Here is a 16,611-nt window from a genome sequence, read left to right as displayed (position 1 = left end):
CATCCTCGCGGCTTTTCCGTCGCGAGGGGAGCTGTTTCATTCCCAGCGGAAGAGCCGCGCGGCGGCGCCCAGGCCGAGTACGGCCCAGGCCGCGAGCACGGCCGCGTCGCCCCACGGCAGCGCCGCCCCGTGCTGGAGCACCTCGCGCAGACCGTCGGACAGGGCCGAGATCGGCAGCAGGCCCAGCACAGACCGCACGGCTCCCGGGAACTTCTCCAGCGGCACGATCACTCCGCCGCCGATCAGCAGCAGCAGGAACACCAGGTTCGCGGCGGCCAGGGTGATCTCGGCCTTGAGGGTGCCCGCCATCAGCAGTCCCAGCCCGGAGAAGGCGGCGGTGCCGAGCAGGATCAGCGCGGCCACCGACAGCGGGTCGCCCTGCGGGGACCAGCCCAGCGCGAAGGCGATCACGGTCAGCAGCGCGATCTGGAGCACCTCGGTGACCAGCACCGACAGGGTCTTGGCCGCCATCAGCGCCCAGCGCGGCAGCGGGGAGGCCCCCAGCCGCTTGAGGACCCCGTAGCGGCGGTCGAAGCCGGTCGCGATGGCCTGGCCGGTGAAGGCGGTCGACATCACGGCGAGGGCCAGGATGCCGGGGGCCAGGAAGTCCACGGACTTCCCGGCTCCGGTGTCGACGATGTCGACGGCCGAGAAGAGGGTCAGCAGCAGCGCCGGGATGATCACGGTGAGCAGCAGCTGCTCCCCGTTGCGCAGCAGCATCCGGGTCTCCAGCGCGGTCTGCGCGAGGACCATGCGGGCCACCGGGGCCGCTCCCGGGTCGGGGGTGAACGTACCGGCGCTCATGCGCGCAGCTCCTTACCGGTCAGCTCCAGGAAAACGTCTTCGAGGGTGTGCCGCTCCACCGTCAGGCTGTTCGGCATCACGCCGTGCTGCGCGCACCAGGAGGCGACCGTGGCCAGCAGCTGCGGGTCGACGTCGCCGGTGACCCGGTAGGCGCCGGGGGTGAGCTCGGCGGCCTGGGTGCCGTCGGGCAGTGCCTTCAGCAGCGAGGCGAGGTCGAGGGAGGGGCGGCCGGTGAAGCGCAGGGTGTTCTCGGCGCCGCCCCGGCACAGCTCCTCGGGGCTGCCGTGGACGATGACCCGGCCCGCGTCGACGATGGCGACCTCGTCCGAGAGCTGCTCGGCCTCGTCCATGTGGTGGGTGGTGAGCACGACGGTGACCCCGTCGGTGCGCAGTTCCCGTACGAGGTCCCAGGTCGCGCGGCGGGCCTGCGGGTCCAGCCCGGCCGTGGGCTCGTCCAGGAAGACCAGCTCGGGGCGACCGACCACGGCCATGGCCAGCGCCAGGCGCTGCTGCTGGCCGCCGGAGAGCCGGCGGTAGGGGGTGCGGCCGCAGCCGCCGAGGCCGAGGCGTTCCACCAGGGGGTCCACGGCGAGCGGGTTCGCGTACAGCTTGGCCATGTGGCGCAGCATCTCGACCGCGCGGGCCCCGGAATAGACGCCCCCGGACTGCAGCATCACGCCGATCCGGGTCCGCAGCGTCCCGGCCTGGGCGACCGGGTCGAGACCGAGGACGCGGACGGTGCCGGCGTCGGGGCGGCGGTAGCCCTCGCAGGTCTCCACCGTGGTCGTCTTGCCCGCGCCGTTGGGACCGAGGACCGCGGTGACGGATCCCCTGCGGACGGTGAGGTCCAGTCCGTCCACCGCTGTCTTGGGGCCGTACCGCTTCACCAGTCCGCGGATCTCCACGGCGGGGTCGTTGCTCATGGGCAATGAGTCTACGGAGCCCGGGAAGGGGCCCTTGGTCCCGGGGGCGCGGGGGTCACGGGCCCGCGCATTGGTGACCTATTCGCGCGGGCGGGGGCCGGCGCGGCGCCTGGCGTCGAATGGTGAACGGCATCGCTCAGAACGTGAAGCCACCTCGGGGCAGGCCGAGCACAAGGCCCACGTCGTGATGTTCGCCGGCGCCCAGCTCTTCACGAGCAACGTGATGGTGATGCTGGTCGGCGCCCTGTCCGGCCGGACCGGGATCGGGGACCTGCTCTCCTCGTGGGCGCTGTGCCTGGGCGGCAACCTGCTCGGCGCCTTCGCCCTCGGCGCGATGGTGCACGCCTCCGGGGTGACCGCGGCTCCTCCGCGCGGGCCGTGCTCGCCGAGATGGTCCACGGGAAGGCCGTCCTGTGGCTGCCGGTGGCGGTGTTCGTCGCCGTCGGATTCGAACACTGCGTCGCGAACATGGCCCTTTTCGGCGTCGCCGTCCTCGACGGATCGGCGTCTCTCAGTGATCTCTTCCGCAACCTGATGTTCACCGTGCCGGGAAGCATCGTGGGCGGAGGGCTGCTGGTCGGGGCCGTCTACTGGTTCACGGGAGGGGCCCGCAGAGAAGACGGAATGTCTGCCTCCGAATAACTCTGCGTCGATTGCTTAGGTAACCCTTAGTGATGGATGACACCAGGAGTGGCGTCCGTCACGGCTTGTCGGGGCTCGGCTAATTACGCAACAATGGCGTTGTGAAATACGGCGAACGGCAGATCGAGACCCCCCAGGGGGAGCTCGCCACCGGGGAGCGGTCAACCCGCAACCGAGTGGCGCGCTCGATCCTGGACCACGGTCCGTCCACCGTCGCCGACCTCGCGCAGCGCCTCGGCCTCACCCAGGCCGCCGTCCGCCGCCACCTCGACACGCTCGTCGCCGACGACGTGGTCGAACCCCGTGAGCAGCGTGTGTACGGCACACGCACCCGGGGTCGGCCCGCCAAGGTGTTCGCGCTCACCGACTGCGGCCGGGACGCCTTCGACCAGTCCTACGACGCGCTCGCCGCGGACGCCCTGCGCTGGATCGCGCAGTCCGTCGGCGGGGGCGAGCAGGGCGAGGCGGCCGTCGCCGCCTTCGCCCGGTCCCGGATGGAGGCGCAGGCGCGGAGTTACCGGGAAGCCGTCGACGCGGCCGCTCCGGCGGGCCGCACGGAGGCCCTGGCCAAGGCGTTGACCGCGGACGGGTACGCTGCTACGGCGAAGAGCGCTCCCGGTCCGCACAGCGGTGAACAGCTCTGCCAGCACCACTGCCCGGTCGCACACGTCGCCGAGCAGTTCCCGCAGCTCTGCGAGGCGGAGACAGAGGTCTTCTCCCGTCTGCTCGGGACACACGTGCAGCGTCTCGCCACGATCGCCCACGGCGACGGAGTGTGCACGACGTTCATTCCGCGTAGCGCGAGCGCCACACAGACCGACACATCAGTATCTGCAAGTACGGCCGGGAGGAACCCCGCATGACCACGGAGACTGCTCACCCTGAGCTCGATGGCCTGGGCACCTACGAATACGGCTGGGCCGACTCCGACGCGGCCGGTGCCGCTGCCAAGCGGGGTCTGTCCGAGGACGTCGTCCGCGACATCTCGGCGAAGAAGTCCGAGCCGGAGTGGATGCTCAACCTCCGCCTCAAGGGCCTGAAGCTGTTCGACAAGAAGCCCATGCCGAACTGGGGCTCCGACCTCTCCGGCATCGACTTCGACAACATCAAGTACTTCGTGCGCTCCACCGAGAAGCAGGCCGCTTCGTGGGAGGAACTGCCCGAGGACATCAAGAACACGTACGACAAGCTCGGCATCCCGGAGGCGGAGAAGCAGCGCCTCGTCGCCGGTGTCGCGGCCCAGTACGAGTCCGAGGTCGTCTACCACCAGATCCGCGAGGACCTGGAGGAGCAGGGCGTCATCTTCCTCGACACGGACACCGCGCTCAAGGAGCACCCGGAGCTCTTCCAGGAGTACTTCGGCACGGTCATCCCCGTCGGTGACAACAAGTTCGCCTCGCTGAACACCGCGGTGTGGTCGGGCGGCTCGTTCATCTACGTCCCCAAGGGTGTCCACGTGGACATCCCGCTCCAGGCCTACTTCCGCATCAACACGGAGAACATGGGCCAGTTCGAGCGGACGCTGATCATCGTCGACGAGGACGCCTACGTCCACTACGTCGAGGGCTGCACCGCCCCGATCTACTCCTCGGACTCGCTGCACAGCGCCGTGGTCGAGATCATCGTGAAGAAGGGCGGCCGCTGCCGCTACACGACCATCCAGAACTGGTCGAACAACGTCTACAACCTGGTCACCAAGCGCGCCGTGGCGTACGAGGGCGCGACCATGGAGTGGATCGACGGCAACATCGGTTCCAAGGTCACCATGAAGTACCCGGCCGTCTACCTGATGGGCGAGCACGCCAAGGGCGAGACCCTCTCCATCGCCTTCGCGGGCGAGGGCCAGCACCAGGACGCCGGCTCCAAGATGGTCCACATGGCGCCGAACACCTCCTCGAACATCGTCTCCAAGTCGGTGGCCCGTGGCGGTGGCCGCACCTCCTACCGCGGTCTCGTCGAGATCGGCGAGGGTGCGGCCGGATCGAAGTCCAACGTGCTGTGCGACGCGCTCCTGGTCGACACGATCTCCCGCTCGGACACCTACCCCTACGTGGACGTCCGCGAGGACGACGTCACGATGGGTCACGAGGCCACCGTCTCCAAGGTCTCCGACGACCAGCTCTTCTACCTGATGCAGCGCGGGCTCACCGAGTTCGAGGCCATGGCCATGATCGTGCGCGGCTTCGTCGAGCCGATCGCGAAGGAGCTGCCCATGGAGTACGCGCTGGAGCTGAACCGGCTGATCGAGCTGCAGATGGAGGGTTCGGTCGGCTAGTCCCGACCGCCCGTCCCACCCGCAGCACATTCTTTTGACGAAGACTGTGTTCATTTAAGAGAGCGAGCAAGACGACAGCCATGGCTGAGGCTCAGAACATTCCGGCGGGCTCCACCACCGCCGGCGCGATCGCGGTGGCCGCCGAGTCCACCGTCGCCACCCGGATGAGCGCGCCCCCGTCCTTCGACGTGGCCGACTTCCCGGTACCGAACGGCCGCGAGGAGGAGTGGCGGTTCACCCCGCTGGCCCGCCTCAAGGGTCTGCACGACGGCACCGCGGTCGCCAACGGCACCATGAAGGCCCAGATCGAGGCGCCCGACGGCGTGACCGTCGAGTCCGTCGAGCGCGACGACGAGCGGATCGGCAAGGCCGGCACCCCCGTCGACCGCGTCTCCGCCCAGGCCTTCTCCGCGTTCGCCAAGGCCACGGTCGTCACCGTGCCCAAGGAGACCGTGCTCGCCGAGCCCATCCGGGTCGCGCTGCACGGTGAAGGCGGCACGACCTTCGGTCACACCGTCTTCGACATCAAGCCGTTCGCCGAGGCGATCATCGTGATCGACCACACCGGTGACGGCGTGCGCGCCGCCAACGTCGACATCCTCGTCGGCGACGGCGCCAAGGTGACCTTCGTGTCCGTCCAGGACTGGGACGACACCGCCGTCCACACCTCGCAGCACAACGCCCTGATCGGCCGCGACGCGAGCTTCAAGTCCGTGGTCGTCACCTTCGGCGGCGACTTGGTGCGCCTGCACCCGCGCGTCAGCTACGCGGGCCCCGGCGGCGAGTCCGAGATGCTCGGCCTGTACTTCACGGACGCCGGCCAGCACCAGGAGCACCGCCTCCTGGTCACGCACGACGCCCCGCACTGCAAGTCCAACGTGGTCTACAAGGGCGCGCTCCAGGGCCAGGACGCCCACGCCGTCTGGATCGGTGACGTGCTCATCGAGAAGACCGCCGAGGGCACCGACACCTACGAGATGAACCGCAACCTCGTCCTCACGGACGGCGCGCGGGTCGACTCGGTGCCGAACCTGGAGATCGAGACCGGCGAGATCGTCGGCGCCGGCCACGCCTCCGCCACCGGCCGCTTCGACGACGAGCAGCTCTTCTACCTGCGGTCCCGCGGCATCCCGGCCGACGAGGCCCGCCGCCTGGTCGTGCGCGGCTTCTTCGCCGAGCTCGTCCAGCAGATCGGTGTCCCGGACATCGAGGAGCGCCTCATCGCGAAGATCGAGGCCGAGCTGGCGGCGGCCGTCTGATGACCTACCTCAAGGCCTGTGCGCTGAGCGAGCTCGAAGAGAACACCCCCAAGCGGGTGGAACTCGACGGCACGCCGGTGTCCATCGTCTCCACCGACGGGGAGGTGTTCGCGATCAACGACATCTGCTCGCACGCGAACGTCTCCCTCTCGGAGGGCGAAGTCGAGGACTGCATGATCGAGTGCTGGCTGCACGGGTCGGCCTTCGACCTGCGCACCGGCAAGCCCTCCGGTCTGCCCGCGACGCGCCCCGTACCCGTATACCCCGTAAAGATCGAAGGGGACGACGTGCTCGTCTCCCTCACCCAGGAGTCCTGAGGTATCCATGGCAACGCTTGAAATCCACGACCTGCACGTCTCCGTCGAGGCCGAGAACGGCGCCCGCGAGATCCTCAAGGGCGTCGACCTCACCGTCAAGCAGGGTGAGACGCACGCCATCATGGGTCCGAACGGCTCCGGCAAGTCCACGCTGGCGTACTCGCTGGCCGGTCACCCGAAGTACACGATCACCGGCGGCACGGTGACCCTCGACGGCGAGGACGTCCTCGAGATGTCCGTCGACGAGCGCGCCCGCGCCGGCGTCTTCCTCGCCATGCAGTACCCGGTCGAGGTCCCCGGCGTCTCGGTCTCCAACTTCCTGCGCACCTCCGCCACCGCCATCCGCGGCGAGGCCCCCAAGCTGCGCACCTGGGTGAAGGAGGTCAAGTCCGCGATGGAGCAGCTCCAGATGGACCCGGCCTTCGCCGAGCGCAACGTCAACGAGGGCTTCTCCGGCGGTGAGAAGAAGCGCCACGAGATCCTCCAGCTGGAGCTCCTCAAGCCGAAGATCGCGATCCTCGACGAGACCGACTCCGGCCTCGACGTCGACGCGCTGCGTCAGGTCTCCGAGGGCGTCAACCGCGTCCGCGCGACCGGCGAGGTCGGCACGCTGCTGATCACGCACTACACGCGGATCCTCCGCTACATCAAGCCCGACTTCGTCCACGTCTTCTCGGAAGGCCGCATCGTCGAGTCCGGCGGTGCCGAGCTCGCCGACAAGCTGGAGGCGGAAGGCTACGAGTCGTACAGCACGAAGGGTGGCGCGACCGCGTGACACAGCTGCCTGGCCTCCTCGACATCGAGGCGATCCGCAAGGACTTCCCCCTGCTGGATCGTGTGGTCCACGACGGGAAGAAGATCGTTTACCTGGACAACGCGGCGACCTCGCAGAAGCCGCGCCAGGTACTCGACGCGCTGAACGAGTACTACGAGCAGCACAACGCCAACGTCCACCGCGGCGTGCACGTGCTCGCCGAGGAGGCCACGGCACTGTACGAGGGCGCCCGCGACAAGGTCGCCGCCTTCATCAACGCGCCGAGCCGCGACGAGGTGATCTTCACGAAGAACGCCTCGGAGTCGCTCAACCTGGTCGCGAACATGCTCGGCTGGGCCGACGAGCCCTACCGGGTCGACCGCGACACCGAGATCGCCATCACCGAGATGGAGCACCACTCCAACATCGTCCCGTGGCAGCTGCTGGCGCAGCGCACCGGCGCGAAGCTGAAGTGGTTCGGCCTCACGGACGACGGCCGGCTCGACCTGTCCAACATCGAAGAGGTCATCACGGAGAAGACGAAGATCGTCTCCTTCACGCTGGTCTCCAACATCATGGGCACGGTCAACCCGGTCGAGGCGATCGTCCGGCGCGCGCAGGACGTCGGCGCGCTGGTGCTGATCGACGCCTCGCAGGCCGCTCCGCACATGCCGCTGGACGTACAGGCGCTCGGCGCCGACTTCGTGGCCTTCACCGGCCACAAGATGTGCGGCCCGACCGGCATCGGCGTCCTGTGGGGCCGCCAGGAGCTCCTGGAGGACCTGCCTCCGTTCCTCGGCGGCGGCGAGATGATCGAGACCGTGTCGATGCACGCCTCGACGTACGCGCCGGCCCCCCACAAGTTCGAGGCGGGTACGCCCCCGATCGCCCAGGCCGTCGGCCTCGGCGCGGCCGTGGACTACCTGACCGCGATCGGCATGGACAAGATCGCCGCTCACGAGCACGCGATCACCGAGTACGCGATCAAGCGCCTCGCCGAGGTGCCCGACCTGCGGATCATCGGCCCCACCACGGCCGAGGACCGCGGCGCCGCGATCTCCTTCGTGCTGGGCGACATCCACCCGCACGACGTCGGTCAGGTGCTCGACGAGCAGGGCATCGCGGTCCGCGTGGGACACCACTGCGCCCGCCCGGTCTGCCTGCGGTACGGAATTCCGGCGACCACGCGAGCGTCTTTCTACCTGTACTCCTCTCCCGCCGACGTCGACGCGCTGATCGACGGGCTGGAGCACGTACGGAACTTCTTCGGCTGACAGGACGAGGACGCTGTGAAGCTGGATTCGATGTACCAGGAACTGATCCTGGACCACTACAAGCACCCGCACGGGCGTGGCCTGCGCGACGGTGACGCCGAGGTGCACCACGTCAACCCGACGTGCGGCGACGAGATCACGCTTCGCGTGAAGTACGACGGCGAGACGCTGACCGACGTCTCGTACGAGGGCAACGGCTGCTCCATCAGCCAGGCCAGCGCTTCCGTGCTCAACGAGCTGCTGGTCGGCAAGGAGCTCGCCGAGGCGCGGAAGATCCAGGCCGTGTTCCTGGAGATGATGCAGTCCAAGGGCAAGATCGAGCCCGACGAGGCCATGGAGGAGGTGCTGGAGGACGCGGTCGCGTTCGTCGGCGTCTCCAAGTACCCGGCGCGCGTGAAGTGTGCTCTGCTGAGTTGGATGGCGTGGAAGGACGCGACGGCCCAGGCTCTGGGCGACGCGGAGAGGAAGACGGCATGACCGAGAACGCGACGCCCGAGGCGTCGATCAAGCCGGCCACCGAGGAAGAGGTCCGCGAGGCCCTCTACGACGTGGTCGACCCCGAGCTGGGCATCGACGTCGTCAACCTGGGCCTGATCTACGGCATCCACATCGACGACGCGAACATCGCCACCCTCGACATGACCCTGACCTCGGCGGCCTGCCCGCTGACGGACGTCATCGAGGACCAGGCGAAGTCGGCGACGGACGGCATCGTCAGCGAACTCCGGATCAACTGGGTCTGGATGCCGCCGTGGGGCCCGGACAAGATCACGGACGACGGTCGTGAGCAGCTCCGCGCGCTCGGCTTCAACGTCTGATCCAGCGCCTGCTCCGAGGGCCCCCGGCACGGTCGTGCCGGGGGCCCTCGCTGTTCTCCGGGCCGCCAAGTGACGTGCACCGGGAGTTGGCCACGCCGGCCGAATCTTCTCGATGGTCGTCACGGAGTGACGCCGTGAGGGAGAGGACGCCACCTTGAAGAAGCAGCTCGGTATCGCGGGTACCGCCGGAATCGCCGCACTGATCGTCGCCGCCACCGTCATGCCCGCGCACGCGGTCACCTACGGGACCCCGACCATCTCGCTGTCCGCCGGCTACCTGTCGGGATCGGTGGGCGGGGTGGGGGACCAGACCGTCAACGTCACCGTCGCGCAGAGCGGCGCCGACGTCTCCGCCCTGACCGTCAGCGCTTCCGCCTCCACCAAGGCCTCGGTCGCCGGCACCGGCGACGTCACGGTCACCGGGTCCGGTGCCGTGCGCCAACTGGCCGTCACCGCGCACGGTCGCGGCTACACCACCCTGACGATCAAGGTCACCGGGCTCGGCGGCAAGACCGCCACCAAGACCCTCTCCTACGCCGCCTCCGCCGCCGTCCAGAACCCGTCCGACGCCCGCTACTTCAGCGGCGCCTCGGACTCCTCGGCCGCCGTGGACGTCGGCGGCGGCTACACGATCGTCGCGGACGACGAGTCGAACGTGCTGCGCCTGTACGACCGTTCCAACTCCGCCGCCCCCGTGCGCACCTGGGACTTCAGCTCCCAGCTCGGTGTCACCAAGGAGGTGGACATCGAGGGCGCCACCCGGATCGGCAACACCATCTATTGGACGGGCTCGCTCGGCAACAACAAGGACGGCGAGTACAAGGCCCCCCGCAACACGGTGTTCACCACGACGGTGAGCGGCTCGGGTTCGGGTGCGCAGCTCGCCTACGGGCGCTCGTACAAGAAGCTCCGCGACGACCTGGTGGCCTGGGACGTGGCGAACGGCAACCGGTACGGCTTCGCGGCCGGCACGGCGACCGGCCAGGCGCCGAAGCAGATCGACGGCTTCAACGTGGAGGGCCTGGAATTCGCCCCCGGCTCCACCACCACGGCCTACGTGGGCTTCCGCGCCCCGCTGGCCCCGGCCGTGCTCGGCGGCAAGGCCCTGATCGTGCCGGTCACCAACTTCGACCAGGTCCTGGCGAGCGGGGCCAAGGCGGCCGTCGGATCGCCGATCGAGCTGGACCTCGGCGGGCTGTCCGTCCGTGACATCCGCAAGAACGCGGCCAACCAGTACCTGATCCTGGCGGGCTCCTGGGCCGCGGACGACAACTCCGACCCCTACGCCCTCTACCAGTGGGACGGCGTCGCCGGCCACGCCCCCGTCAAGCGGGCCGACCTGCCGACCACCGACCCGGGCGGCTGGGAGGCCATCGTGGACGTGCCCGACCTGTCGGTGGCGGGCGCACGGGTGCAGCTGATCACGGACAGCGGCTCCGCCGACCTGTACGGGGACGGCATCGAGGCCAAGGACCTCACGCACCCCGAGTTCAAGAAGTCCCGCGCGGCCTGGTTCACGCTCAACTGACCCGCGATGTGACGTGATGTGACGTGACGTGACGTGACGCGACGCGACGCGACCGCGATGTGTACGGGTGTACGCAGCGATGCGTACACCCGTACACTCGCACGCATGCCCTACGTACTGCTTGCCGCCGCCATAGCCGCCGAGGTCGCCGGAACCACCGCGATGAAGTACAGCGACGGCTTCACGAAGCTCTGGCCGTCGCTGGGCACGCTGCTCGGGTACGTGATCGCCTTCACCCTGCTCTCGCAGACCCTGAAGTCGATGTCGGTGGGCACGGCGTACGCGATCTGGGCGGGCGTCGGCACGGCCGCCATCGCCGCCATGGGCATGGTCTTCATGGGGGAGGCGGCCACCGCCGCCAAGATCGCGGGCCTGGTGCTGGTGATCGCCGGGGTGGTCCTGCTGAACCTCGGCGGAGCGCACTGATGCCGCCGGGCGTGCGTCGGTACGACCCCGACCGGCGGCAACGGATCATCGACGCGGCGATCCGGGTGGTGGGCGCCAAGGGCATCGCGGGGCTGAGCCACCGCAGCGTGGCCGCGGAGGCGGACGTACCGCTCGGCTCGACGACGTACCACTTCAAGACCCTGGACGACCTGCTGGTCGCGGCGCTGCGCCAGGCGAACGAGGGCATGGCCCCGGCCCTCGCGGTACGCGGCGGTGAAGACCTCGCGGGCGCGCTGGCGCGCCTGCTGGGGGAGTTCCTGGCGGCCGACCGGGGCCGGGCGGAGCTGGAGTACGAGCTGTACCTGGCGGCCCTGCGGAGGCCGGCGCTGCGGCCGGTGGCGGCGGAGTGGTGCGAGTCGGTCGTGGCGGCGCTGGCCCCGCGGACCGATCCGGTGACGGCCCGCGCGCTGGTGGCGGTGATGGACGGCATCAGCCTCCAGGTCCTCCTGACGGACGCGGAGTACGACGAGCGGTACGCCCAGGACATCCTCGGCCGGGTCCTGCGCCGCCCTTAGCGGGCAGTGCTGACGTTGCCGAGTCCGCCGCCTTCGCCGGGCGCGGCGCCGCAGCCGGGGCGCTGCCTCCGGCCCCCGGTCCTCGATCGCCGGACGGGCTGGTTGCCTCCGGCGGCGCCTCAAACGCCGGCGGGGCTGGATTTGGCTGCTGCCGTCCGCCTGCCGCGGGCCGAATTTCCCGCAGGGCAGGTCCGGCCGCGGACGCATCCAGCCTCGCCGGCGTTTGAGGCGCGGGGTCTGGGGCGGAGCCCCAGGGCGGGTCCGGGCGGAGCCCGGGGAACGGCGGAAGGGCGGGTAGGGGACACGCTCCGCGCGTCGGCTCCGCGTCGGCTCCGCGCCGGCCCCGGCCGTGCGGCGCCCGGCCCGGAGGCGGCGCCCGGCCCAGGGGCGGCCCCGGCCCAGAGCCGGCGCGGTCGGGTGGACGGGCCGTCAGGACAGGGCGCGGATCGTGGTCAGGGCGGCCGCCACCGAGGCCTCGATGTCCTGGATCGGGTACAGGACCTCACGCACCACCCGCTCCCGATCCAGCACCAGCGTCAACCGCTTCAGCCGACTCACCCCCGCCGCCCGGAACGTCGGCAGCCGCAGCGCCGCCGTCAGCCCGAGTTCCGCGTCCGAGAGCAGCGGGAACCGCAGCCGCTCCGCCTCCGCGAACTCCCGCTGTTCGTCCGGCCGCTGCGTGGACACGCCGTGCACGGTCGCGCCGGCCTCCGTGAACTCCGCGAGCTGGTCGCGGTACGTACACGATTCGAACGTGCAGCCCCTCGCGCCCGGGATCCCGCCCCAGCCGGGCGGGTAGGACTCGGCGCGCGCGTAGGCGCTCGGGAAGCAGTACAGGACCGTGAACGGGGTGTCCGCCACCGGGTCGCTCAGCTCGCCGAAACGGTCCGGCAGCAGCAGCTCCGGCACCCGGGTGCCGCGCAGCGCGTGCACCCGTTCCGCCTCCTTCGAGGCCTCCCGCGTCGTCGCCGTCATCTCTCCCTCTCCCAGGATCCAGGCGTCTCCCCAGTCCTGGAGCGCGACCAGGACCGGCAGCAGCCCCCGCCCGCGCGGGGTCAGCCGGTATTCGTGCCGCACCGGGCGTTCCTGGTACGGCTCGCGCGTCAGCACCCCGGCCTCGACGAGCAGCTTCAGCCGCTCGGCGAGCACCTTGCGGGACATCCCCAGTTCGCGCTGGAGCTCGTCGAAGCGGTGCAGGCCGCGCGCGGTGTCGCGGACGATCAGCAGCGTCCACCAGTCGCCCACGACTTCGAGGGCCTGGGCGATGGAGCAGTCGGCGTCGTCGAGATGCGTGCGCTGGGCCATGGGACTCCTTTTTCCGTTGACCCGAGGCTGTCATGCTGACATAGTCCGTTCCCAAAAGGAACTCACTACGAACCGACTACGGAACGCGGGGGACACGGGTGTGCTGCAGGGGATCAAGGACGTACCGAAGGTCGTGTGGCTGCTGGCTGCGGGGATCTTCGTCAACGCCGTCGCAAGCTTCACGTTCGTCTTCGTCTTCCTCTACCTGACCGGCCCGCGCGGCCTCGGCGCCGCCCAGGCGGGCCTGGTCGTCGGCATCGGCGGCGTCGGCCTGGTCGCCGGGAACTTCACCGGCGGCTGGTACGGAGACCGCTTCGGCCACCGCCGCGCGCTGCTCGGCGCCTCCGCGCTCGGCGGCGCCGCCCTCGTCGTCCTGCCGACGGTCCCGACCGGGCTGCTGGCCCTCGTCCTGCCCATCGCCCAGTACGCCTCGGGGGTGATCCGCGCCGCCAACTCCGCGCTGGTCGCCGTGACCGTGCCGGAGGGCTCCCGGCGCCAGGCCTTCGCCGTCACCCGCTCCATGTCCAACGCCGGCTTCGCGGCGGGCGGACCGATCGGGGCCCTGATCGCGACCGGTCTCTCGTACGACTGGCTCTTCCTCGCGGACGGCCTCGGCACCCTGCTCTTCGCCCTCTGGACCGCCCGGGTCGTCCCGGCCCGGGTCCCCGGACGTCCCTCCGCGGCCCCGGACGGGGGTCTGGGCCGCGGAGGGCTCTGGCGCGAGCTGCGCGCGCGACCGGCCGTCCTCGTGCTGCTCGGCGCCATCGCCGTCATCGACCTCGTCTACCGGCAGCACCTCACGACGTTCCCGGTGTTCCTCGCCGACCACGGCATGGACACCCGCGCGTACGGGCTGCTCATCGCGATCAACGGCACGGTCATCGTGCTCCTGGAGCTCCCGGCCACCCTCGCCCTGCGCCGGCGCTCCCCGCTGCCCGTCATCGGCTGCGGCCTGGTGCTGGTGGGCGGCGGCTACGCGATGCTGCTGCTCGGCGTGGGCATGGCGACCGCCGCCGCCATGATGGTGCTGCTCACCTTCGGCGAGATCCTCTACAAGACCACCGCCACCGCGTACGTCGCCGACGAGTCACCCGAGTACGCCATCGGACGGTTCCAGAGCCTGTACGCGGGCGTGTCCATCAGCGGTTTCGTCCTCGCCGGACCCCTCGGCGGGGCCCTGTACGCCGGGGCGCCCGGCCTTCTGTGGCCCCTGTGCGCGGTCCTCGGCACGGCCGCCGGGGCAACCGTGCTGGCCATGGGCGTGCGGGAGGCGCGGCGACGCGCGAGACCGGCACATGAGACCGGTTCGCCCAGGGCGGCCGTCGCCGGTTAGGTTTCGGGCATGACTGCTACGCGTACCACCGGCGCCGTCGCCGCCGGACTTGCCACCATCACCGCCGACGGCACCGTCCTCGACACCTGGTTCCCCGCCCCCGAGCTGGTCGCCGAGCCCGGCCCGGCCGGCACCGAGCGCCTCACCGCCGAGCAGGCCGTGGAGCTCCTCGGCGCCGCCGCGGCCAAGGCCATCCGCTCGGACGCGGTCCGCGGCGTCGAGGTCGTAGCCGTCCGCACCGTGATCGCCTCCCTGGAGGACAAGCCGCTGGACGCGCACGACGCGTACCTGCGCCTGCACCTGCTCAGCCACCGCCTGGTCAAGCCGCACGGCCAGAACCTCGACGGCGTGTTCGGCCTGCTGACCAACGTCGCCTGGACCTCGCTGGGCCCGGTCGCCGTCGACCAGGTCGAGACCGTCCGCCTCAACGCCCGCGCCGAGGGCCTGCACCTCCAGGTCACCTCGATCGACAAGTTCCCGCGGATGACGGACTACGTCGCCCCCAAGGGCGTGCGCATCGCCGACGCCGACCGGGTCCGCCTGGGCGCGCACCTCGCCGAGGGCACCACCGTCATGCACGAGGGCTTCGTCAACTTCAACGCCGGCACCCTCGGCACCTCCATGGTCGAGGGCCGCATCTCCGCGGGCGTCGTGGTCGGCGACGGCTCCGACATCGGCGGCGGCGCCTCCACCATGGGCACCCTGTCGGGCGGCGGCAAGCAGATCATCTCGATCGGCGAGCGCACCCTGATCGGCGCCGAGGCGGGCATCGGCATCGCGCTCGGCAGCGAGTGCGTCGTCGAGGCCGGCCTGTACGTCACCGCGGGCACCCGGGTCACCCTGCCGGACGGCCAGGTCGTCAAGGCCCTGGAGCTCTCCGGCGCCGACAACATCCTCTTCCGCCGCAACTCGGTCACCGGCGCCGTCGAGGCCCGCCCGTACAAGGCGAACTGGGGCGGCCTGAACGAGGTCCTGCACAGCCACAACTGACGCCCACGGGTAGTCACCGAGCGCCCTCCCGCCGCACCGCGGCCGGGGGGCGCTCGGTCATTTCCGGACTGCCGCGTACGCCCGCCCGATCTCGCCGAGATACTGCTCCAGGCGGAAGCGGACCACCTCGATCACCCCGCCATCGGGGCCCGGGTACGTCAGATCCGACCAGATGACCGTCCCGCCCCGCAGCCGGACCCGCAGGGACAGCCTTTCGGGCCCCGGATCGGGACCGACCTGGGCGGCCACGTCCACCGTGCGCGGCGAATCGGCGGGGTAGAGCGGTCCGCCGGGGCGCAGGAGCAGGGCCGGGTCGAGGCCCGCCATCCGGCTGTCGCTGCGCGTCACGAGGTCGAGGCCGTCGACGAAGAGGTAGGTGTGCGGGGCGGTGCACACGGGCAGGCCGGGGCACGTGCCGATGAGGAGCGTGCTCGTCGTGCCGCTCCGCGCGCGGGGCGTCAGCTGAGCGGGATCCTGCGGACCAGGCCGGCGAAGGCCTCCTTCTCCGCCTCGGTCAGCTCCACCGCCTCCATCGGGTGCGCGGCGACGCCGCGCTGCGCCGGGATTACCGCCAGGCCGTCGAAGGCACCGGGCTCGGGGTGGTGGAAGCGGCTGTCCCACAGCATGTGGCCGAGGCCGAGGACCCATACGACGGCCGCGACCAGCAGGACGGCGAGGCCGATTTCCTGGGCGAGGGAGATGGAGGGGAACACGCGGTCCTCCAGACGAGGATGCAAGATCGGACGTGGGGATGCGTGGCGATGCGTGTGGATACTCAACACCACCAACCGGTCGATTCGGCAGGGATGTGGTGAGCGTCACGCCAGGGTCGAAAGGCCCTACTTTGGGGCGCGTCGGTCCGTGTCAGTCCGTCAGCGACAGCTTGAAGCCCTCGTGGCTGCGCGCGAAGCCGAGCTGTTCGTAGAAGCGGTGGGCCGCCGTGCGCCGCTTGTTGCTGGTCAGCTGGACCAGGCCGCAGCCGCGTTCCCCGGCCCGGGCCACGGCCAGCCGCATCAGTTCCGCGCCGAGCCCCTCGCCGCGGCGGTCCGCGCGGACCCGTACCGCCTCCACCAGCGCGCGTTCCCGCCCGCCCTGGCCGAGGCCGGGGATGTACGTCAACTGGAGGCAGCCGATGACGACCCCGTCCGGGGCGTCGCCGTCGGTCAGGACCAGCACCTCGTTGCGGGCGTCCGCCGCGATGGACGCGAAGGCCCGCTCGCTCGCCTCGTCGACCACGACCGAGCCCGGGTCCACGACCTCGTCCTCGTCGGCGAGCAGGGCGAGTACGGCGGGCAGGTCCCGGCGGGTGGCCTCACGGAAGTTCATGCCCGGATTGTGGCAGGGGGGTCCGGCCGTGGCGGCGGCCGGGGGGGCGCCCCCCCCCGCCCCGGGCGGGCCGGGCGGGCGGGGGCCGGGCGCGCGGGGGC

At 70.7% G+C, this 16,611-nt stretch carries 20 protein-coding genes and 1 pseudogene; 15 read left to right on the top strand and 6 right to left on the bottom strand.

Going from position 1 to position 16,611, the window contains the following annotated elements; translation table 11 throughout:
• Positions 1–36 precede the first annotated feature (36 nt).
• The gene (locus ACFYYJ_RS33980; RefSeq protein ID WP_385132465.1) at positions 37–804 is read right to left on the bottom strand and encodes an ABC transporter permease; all 768 of its coding nucleotides are present in this window, start codon (positions 802–804) and stop codon (positions 37–39) included.
• Positions 801–1,727: an ABC transporter ATP-binding protein gene (locus ACFYYJ_RS33975; RefSeq protein ID WP_389138001.1), complete on the bottom strand. Its 927-nt coding sequence runs from the start codon at positions 1,725–1,727 to the stop codon at positions 801–803. Before ACFYYJ_RS33975 ends, ACFYYJ_RS33980 begins: the two co-directional genes overlap by 4 nt.
• Here ACFYYJ_RS33975 and ACFYYJ_RS33970 point away from each other — a divergent pair.
• From ACFYYJ_RS33970 to ACFYYJ_RS33910, 13 genes and pseudogenes are all read left to right on the top strand, one after another.
• Positions 1,726–2,025 (top strand): annotated as a pseudogene (locus ACFYYJ_RS33970) (hypothetical protein); the annotation flags it as partial. The gene ACFYYJ_RS33975 and the pseudogene ACFYYJ_RS33970 sit on opposite strands and share 2 nt — an antisense overlap.
• 80 nt (positions 2,026–2,105) lie before the next feature.
• Positions 2,106–2,369: a formate/nitrite transporter family protein gene (locus tag ACFYYJ_RS33965; protein ID WP_389137999.1), complete on the top strand. Its 264-nt coding sequence runs from the start codon at positions 2,106–2,108 to the stop codon at positions 2,367–2,369.
• A 101-nt stretch (positions 2,370–2,470) separates the two neighbouring features.
• Positions 2,471–3,232 (top strand): helix-turn-helix transcriptional regulator, encoded by a 762-nt coding sequence (locus ACFYYJ_RS33960; protein ID WP_389137997.1) that lies wholly within the window; start codon positions 2,471–2,473, stop codon positions 3,230–3,232.
• Positions 3,229–4,644 (top strand): Fe-S cluster assembly protein SufB, encoded by a 1,416-nt coding sequence (gene sufB / locus ACFYYJ_RS33955; protein ID WP_385132475.1) that lies wholly within the window; start codon positions 3,229–3,231, stop codon positions 4,642–4,644. Before ACFYYJ_RS33960 ends, sufB begins: the two co-directional genes overlap by 4 nt.
• Positions 4,645–4,724: 80 nt before the next feature.
• A complete protein-coding gene (gene sufD, locus ACFYYJ_RS33950) occupies positions 4,725–5,903 on the top strand; it encodes a Fe-S cluster assembly protein SufD (RefSeq protein ID WP_385132478.1) in 1,179 nt (392 codons plus the stop codon).
• Positions 5,903–6,220, top strand: coding sequence for a bifunctional 3-phenylpropionate/cinnamic acid dioxygenase ferredoxin subunit (locus ACFYYJ_RS33945; RefSeq protein ID WP_385132480.1), 318 nt, complete (start codon positions 5,903–5,905; stop codon positions 6,218–6,220). The genes sufD and ACFYYJ_RS33945 overlap by 1 nt, the downstream gene beginning before the upstream one ends.
• Positions 6,221–6,227: 7 nt before the next feature.
• Positions 6,228–6,995 carry a Fe-S cluster assembly ATPase SufC gene (gene sufC, locus ACFYYJ_RS33940; RefSeq protein WP_007263436.1) on the top strand — a complete coding sequence of 256 codons (768 nt, stop codon included), beginning with the start codon at positions 6,228–6,230 and terminating at the stop codon, positions 6,993–6,995.
• On the top strand, positions 6,992–8,248 hold the full coding sequence (locus ACFYYJ_RS33935; protein ID WP_384592047.1) for a cysteine desulfurase: 1,257 nt from the start codon (positions 6,992–6,994) through the stop codon (positions 8,246–8,248). The genes sufC and ACFYYJ_RS33935 overlap by 4 nt, the downstream gene beginning before the upstream one ends.
• A 15-nt stretch (positions 8,249–8,263) precedes the next feature.
• The gene (gene sufU, locus ACFYYJ_RS33930; RefSeq protein ID WP_384753259.1) at positions 8,264–8,725 is read left to right on the top strand and encodes a Fe-S cluster assembly sulfur transfer protein SufU; all 462 of its coding nucleotides are present in this window, start codon (positions 8,264–8,266) and stop codon (positions 8,723–8,725) included.
• Entirely contained in the window at positions 8,722–9,066 is a 345-nt protein-coding gene (locus tag ACFYYJ_RS33925; RefSeq protein WP_030009139.1) for a metal-sulfur cluster assembly factor, read from the top strand. The genes sufU and ACFYYJ_RS33925 overlap by 4 nt, the downstream gene beginning before the upstream one ends.
• A 220-nt stretch (positions 9,067–9,286) precedes the next feature.
• Positions 9,287–10,594 carry a DUF3616 domain-containing protein gene (locus ACFYYJ_RS33920; protein ID WP_385364154.1) on the top strand — a complete coding sequence of 436 codons (1,308 nt, stop codon included), beginning with the start codon at positions 9,287–9,289 and terminating at the stop codon, positions 10,592–10,594.
• A 105-nt stretch (positions 10,595–10,699) separates the two neighbouring features.
• Positions 10,700–11,020, top strand: coding sequence for a DMT family transporter (locus ACFYYJ_RS33915; protein WP_385132484.1), 321 nt, complete (start codon positions 10,700–10,702; stop codon positions 11,018–11,020).
• Complete coding sequence (locus ACFYYJ_RS33910; RefSeq protein ID WP_385132486.1) at positions 11,020–11,556, top strand: TetR/AcrR family transcriptional regulator; 537 nt, start codon at positions 11,020–11,022, stop codon at positions 11,554–11,556. Before ACFYYJ_RS33915 ends, ACFYYJ_RS33910 begins: the two co-directional genes overlap by 1 nt.
• Before the next feature lie 429 nt (positions 11,557–11,985).
• Here the strand turns inward: ACFYYJ_RS33910 and ACFYYJ_RS33905 are convergent, their stop codons facing one another.
• A complete protein-coding gene (locus tag ACFYYJ_RS33905) occupies positions 11,986–12,861 on the bottom strand; it encodes a winged helix-turn-helix transcriptional regulator (RefSeq protein ID WP_385366028.1) in 876 nt (291 codons plus the stop codon).
• A 103-nt stretch (positions 12,862–12,964) separates the two neighbouring features.
• Between ACFYYJ_RS33905 and ACFYYJ_RS33900 the strand changes: the two genes are divergently transcribed.
• Both ACFYYJ_RS33900 and dapD read left to right on the top strand, forming a co-directional pair.
• Positions 12,965–14,194 carry an MFS transporter gene (locus ACFYYJ_RS33900; RefSeq protein ID WP_389138029.1) on the top strand — a complete coding sequence of 410 codons (1,230 nt, stop codon included), beginning with the start codon at positions 12,965–12,967 and terminating at the stop codon, positions 14,192–14,194.
• A 9-nt stretch (positions 14,195–14,203) separates the two neighbouring features.
• Positions 14,204–15,184, top strand: coding sequence for a 2,3,4,5-tetrahydropyridine-2,6-dicarboxylate N-succinyltransferase (dapD, locus tag ACFYYJ_RS33895; RefSeq protein WP_384750835.1), 981 nt, complete (start codon positions 14,204–14,206; stop codon positions 15,182–15,184).
• A gap of 57 nt (positions 15,185–15,241) precedes the next feature.
• Here the strand turns inward: dapD and ACFYYJ_RS33890 are convergent, their stop codons facing one another.
• From ACFYYJ_RS33890 to ACFYYJ_RS33880, 3 genes are all read right to left on the bottom strand, one after another.
• A complete protein-coding gene (locus tag ACFYYJ_RS33890; protein ID WP_385366027.1) occupies positions 15,242–15,580 on the bottom strand; it encodes a hypothetical protein in 339 nt (112 codons plus the stop codon).
• A 62-nt stretch (positions 15,581–15,642) separates the two neighbouring features.
• On the bottom strand, positions 15,643–15,897 hold the full coding sequence (locus ACFYYJ_RS33885) for a hypothetical protein (RefSeq protein WP_384590477.1): 255 nt from the start codon (positions 15,895–15,897) through the stop codon (positions 15,643–15,645).
• Between the two features lie 151 nt (positions 15,898–16,048).
• Positions 16,049–16,510, bottom strand: coding sequence for a GNAT family N-acetyltransferase (locus tag ACFYYJ_RS33880; RefSeq protein WP_389137990.1), 462 nt, complete (start codon positions 16,508–16,510; stop codon positions 16,049–16,051).
• Positions 16,511–16,611: the final 101 nt, after the last annotated feature.

It is taken from the genome of Streptomyces sp. NPDC002467, assembly GCF_042889825.1.
Taxonomy (GTDB): domain Bacteria; phylum Actinomycetota; class Actinomycetes; order Streptomycetales; family Streptomycetaceae; genus Streptomyces.
This window is presented reverse-complemented; position numbering and strand designations above follow the sequence as displayed.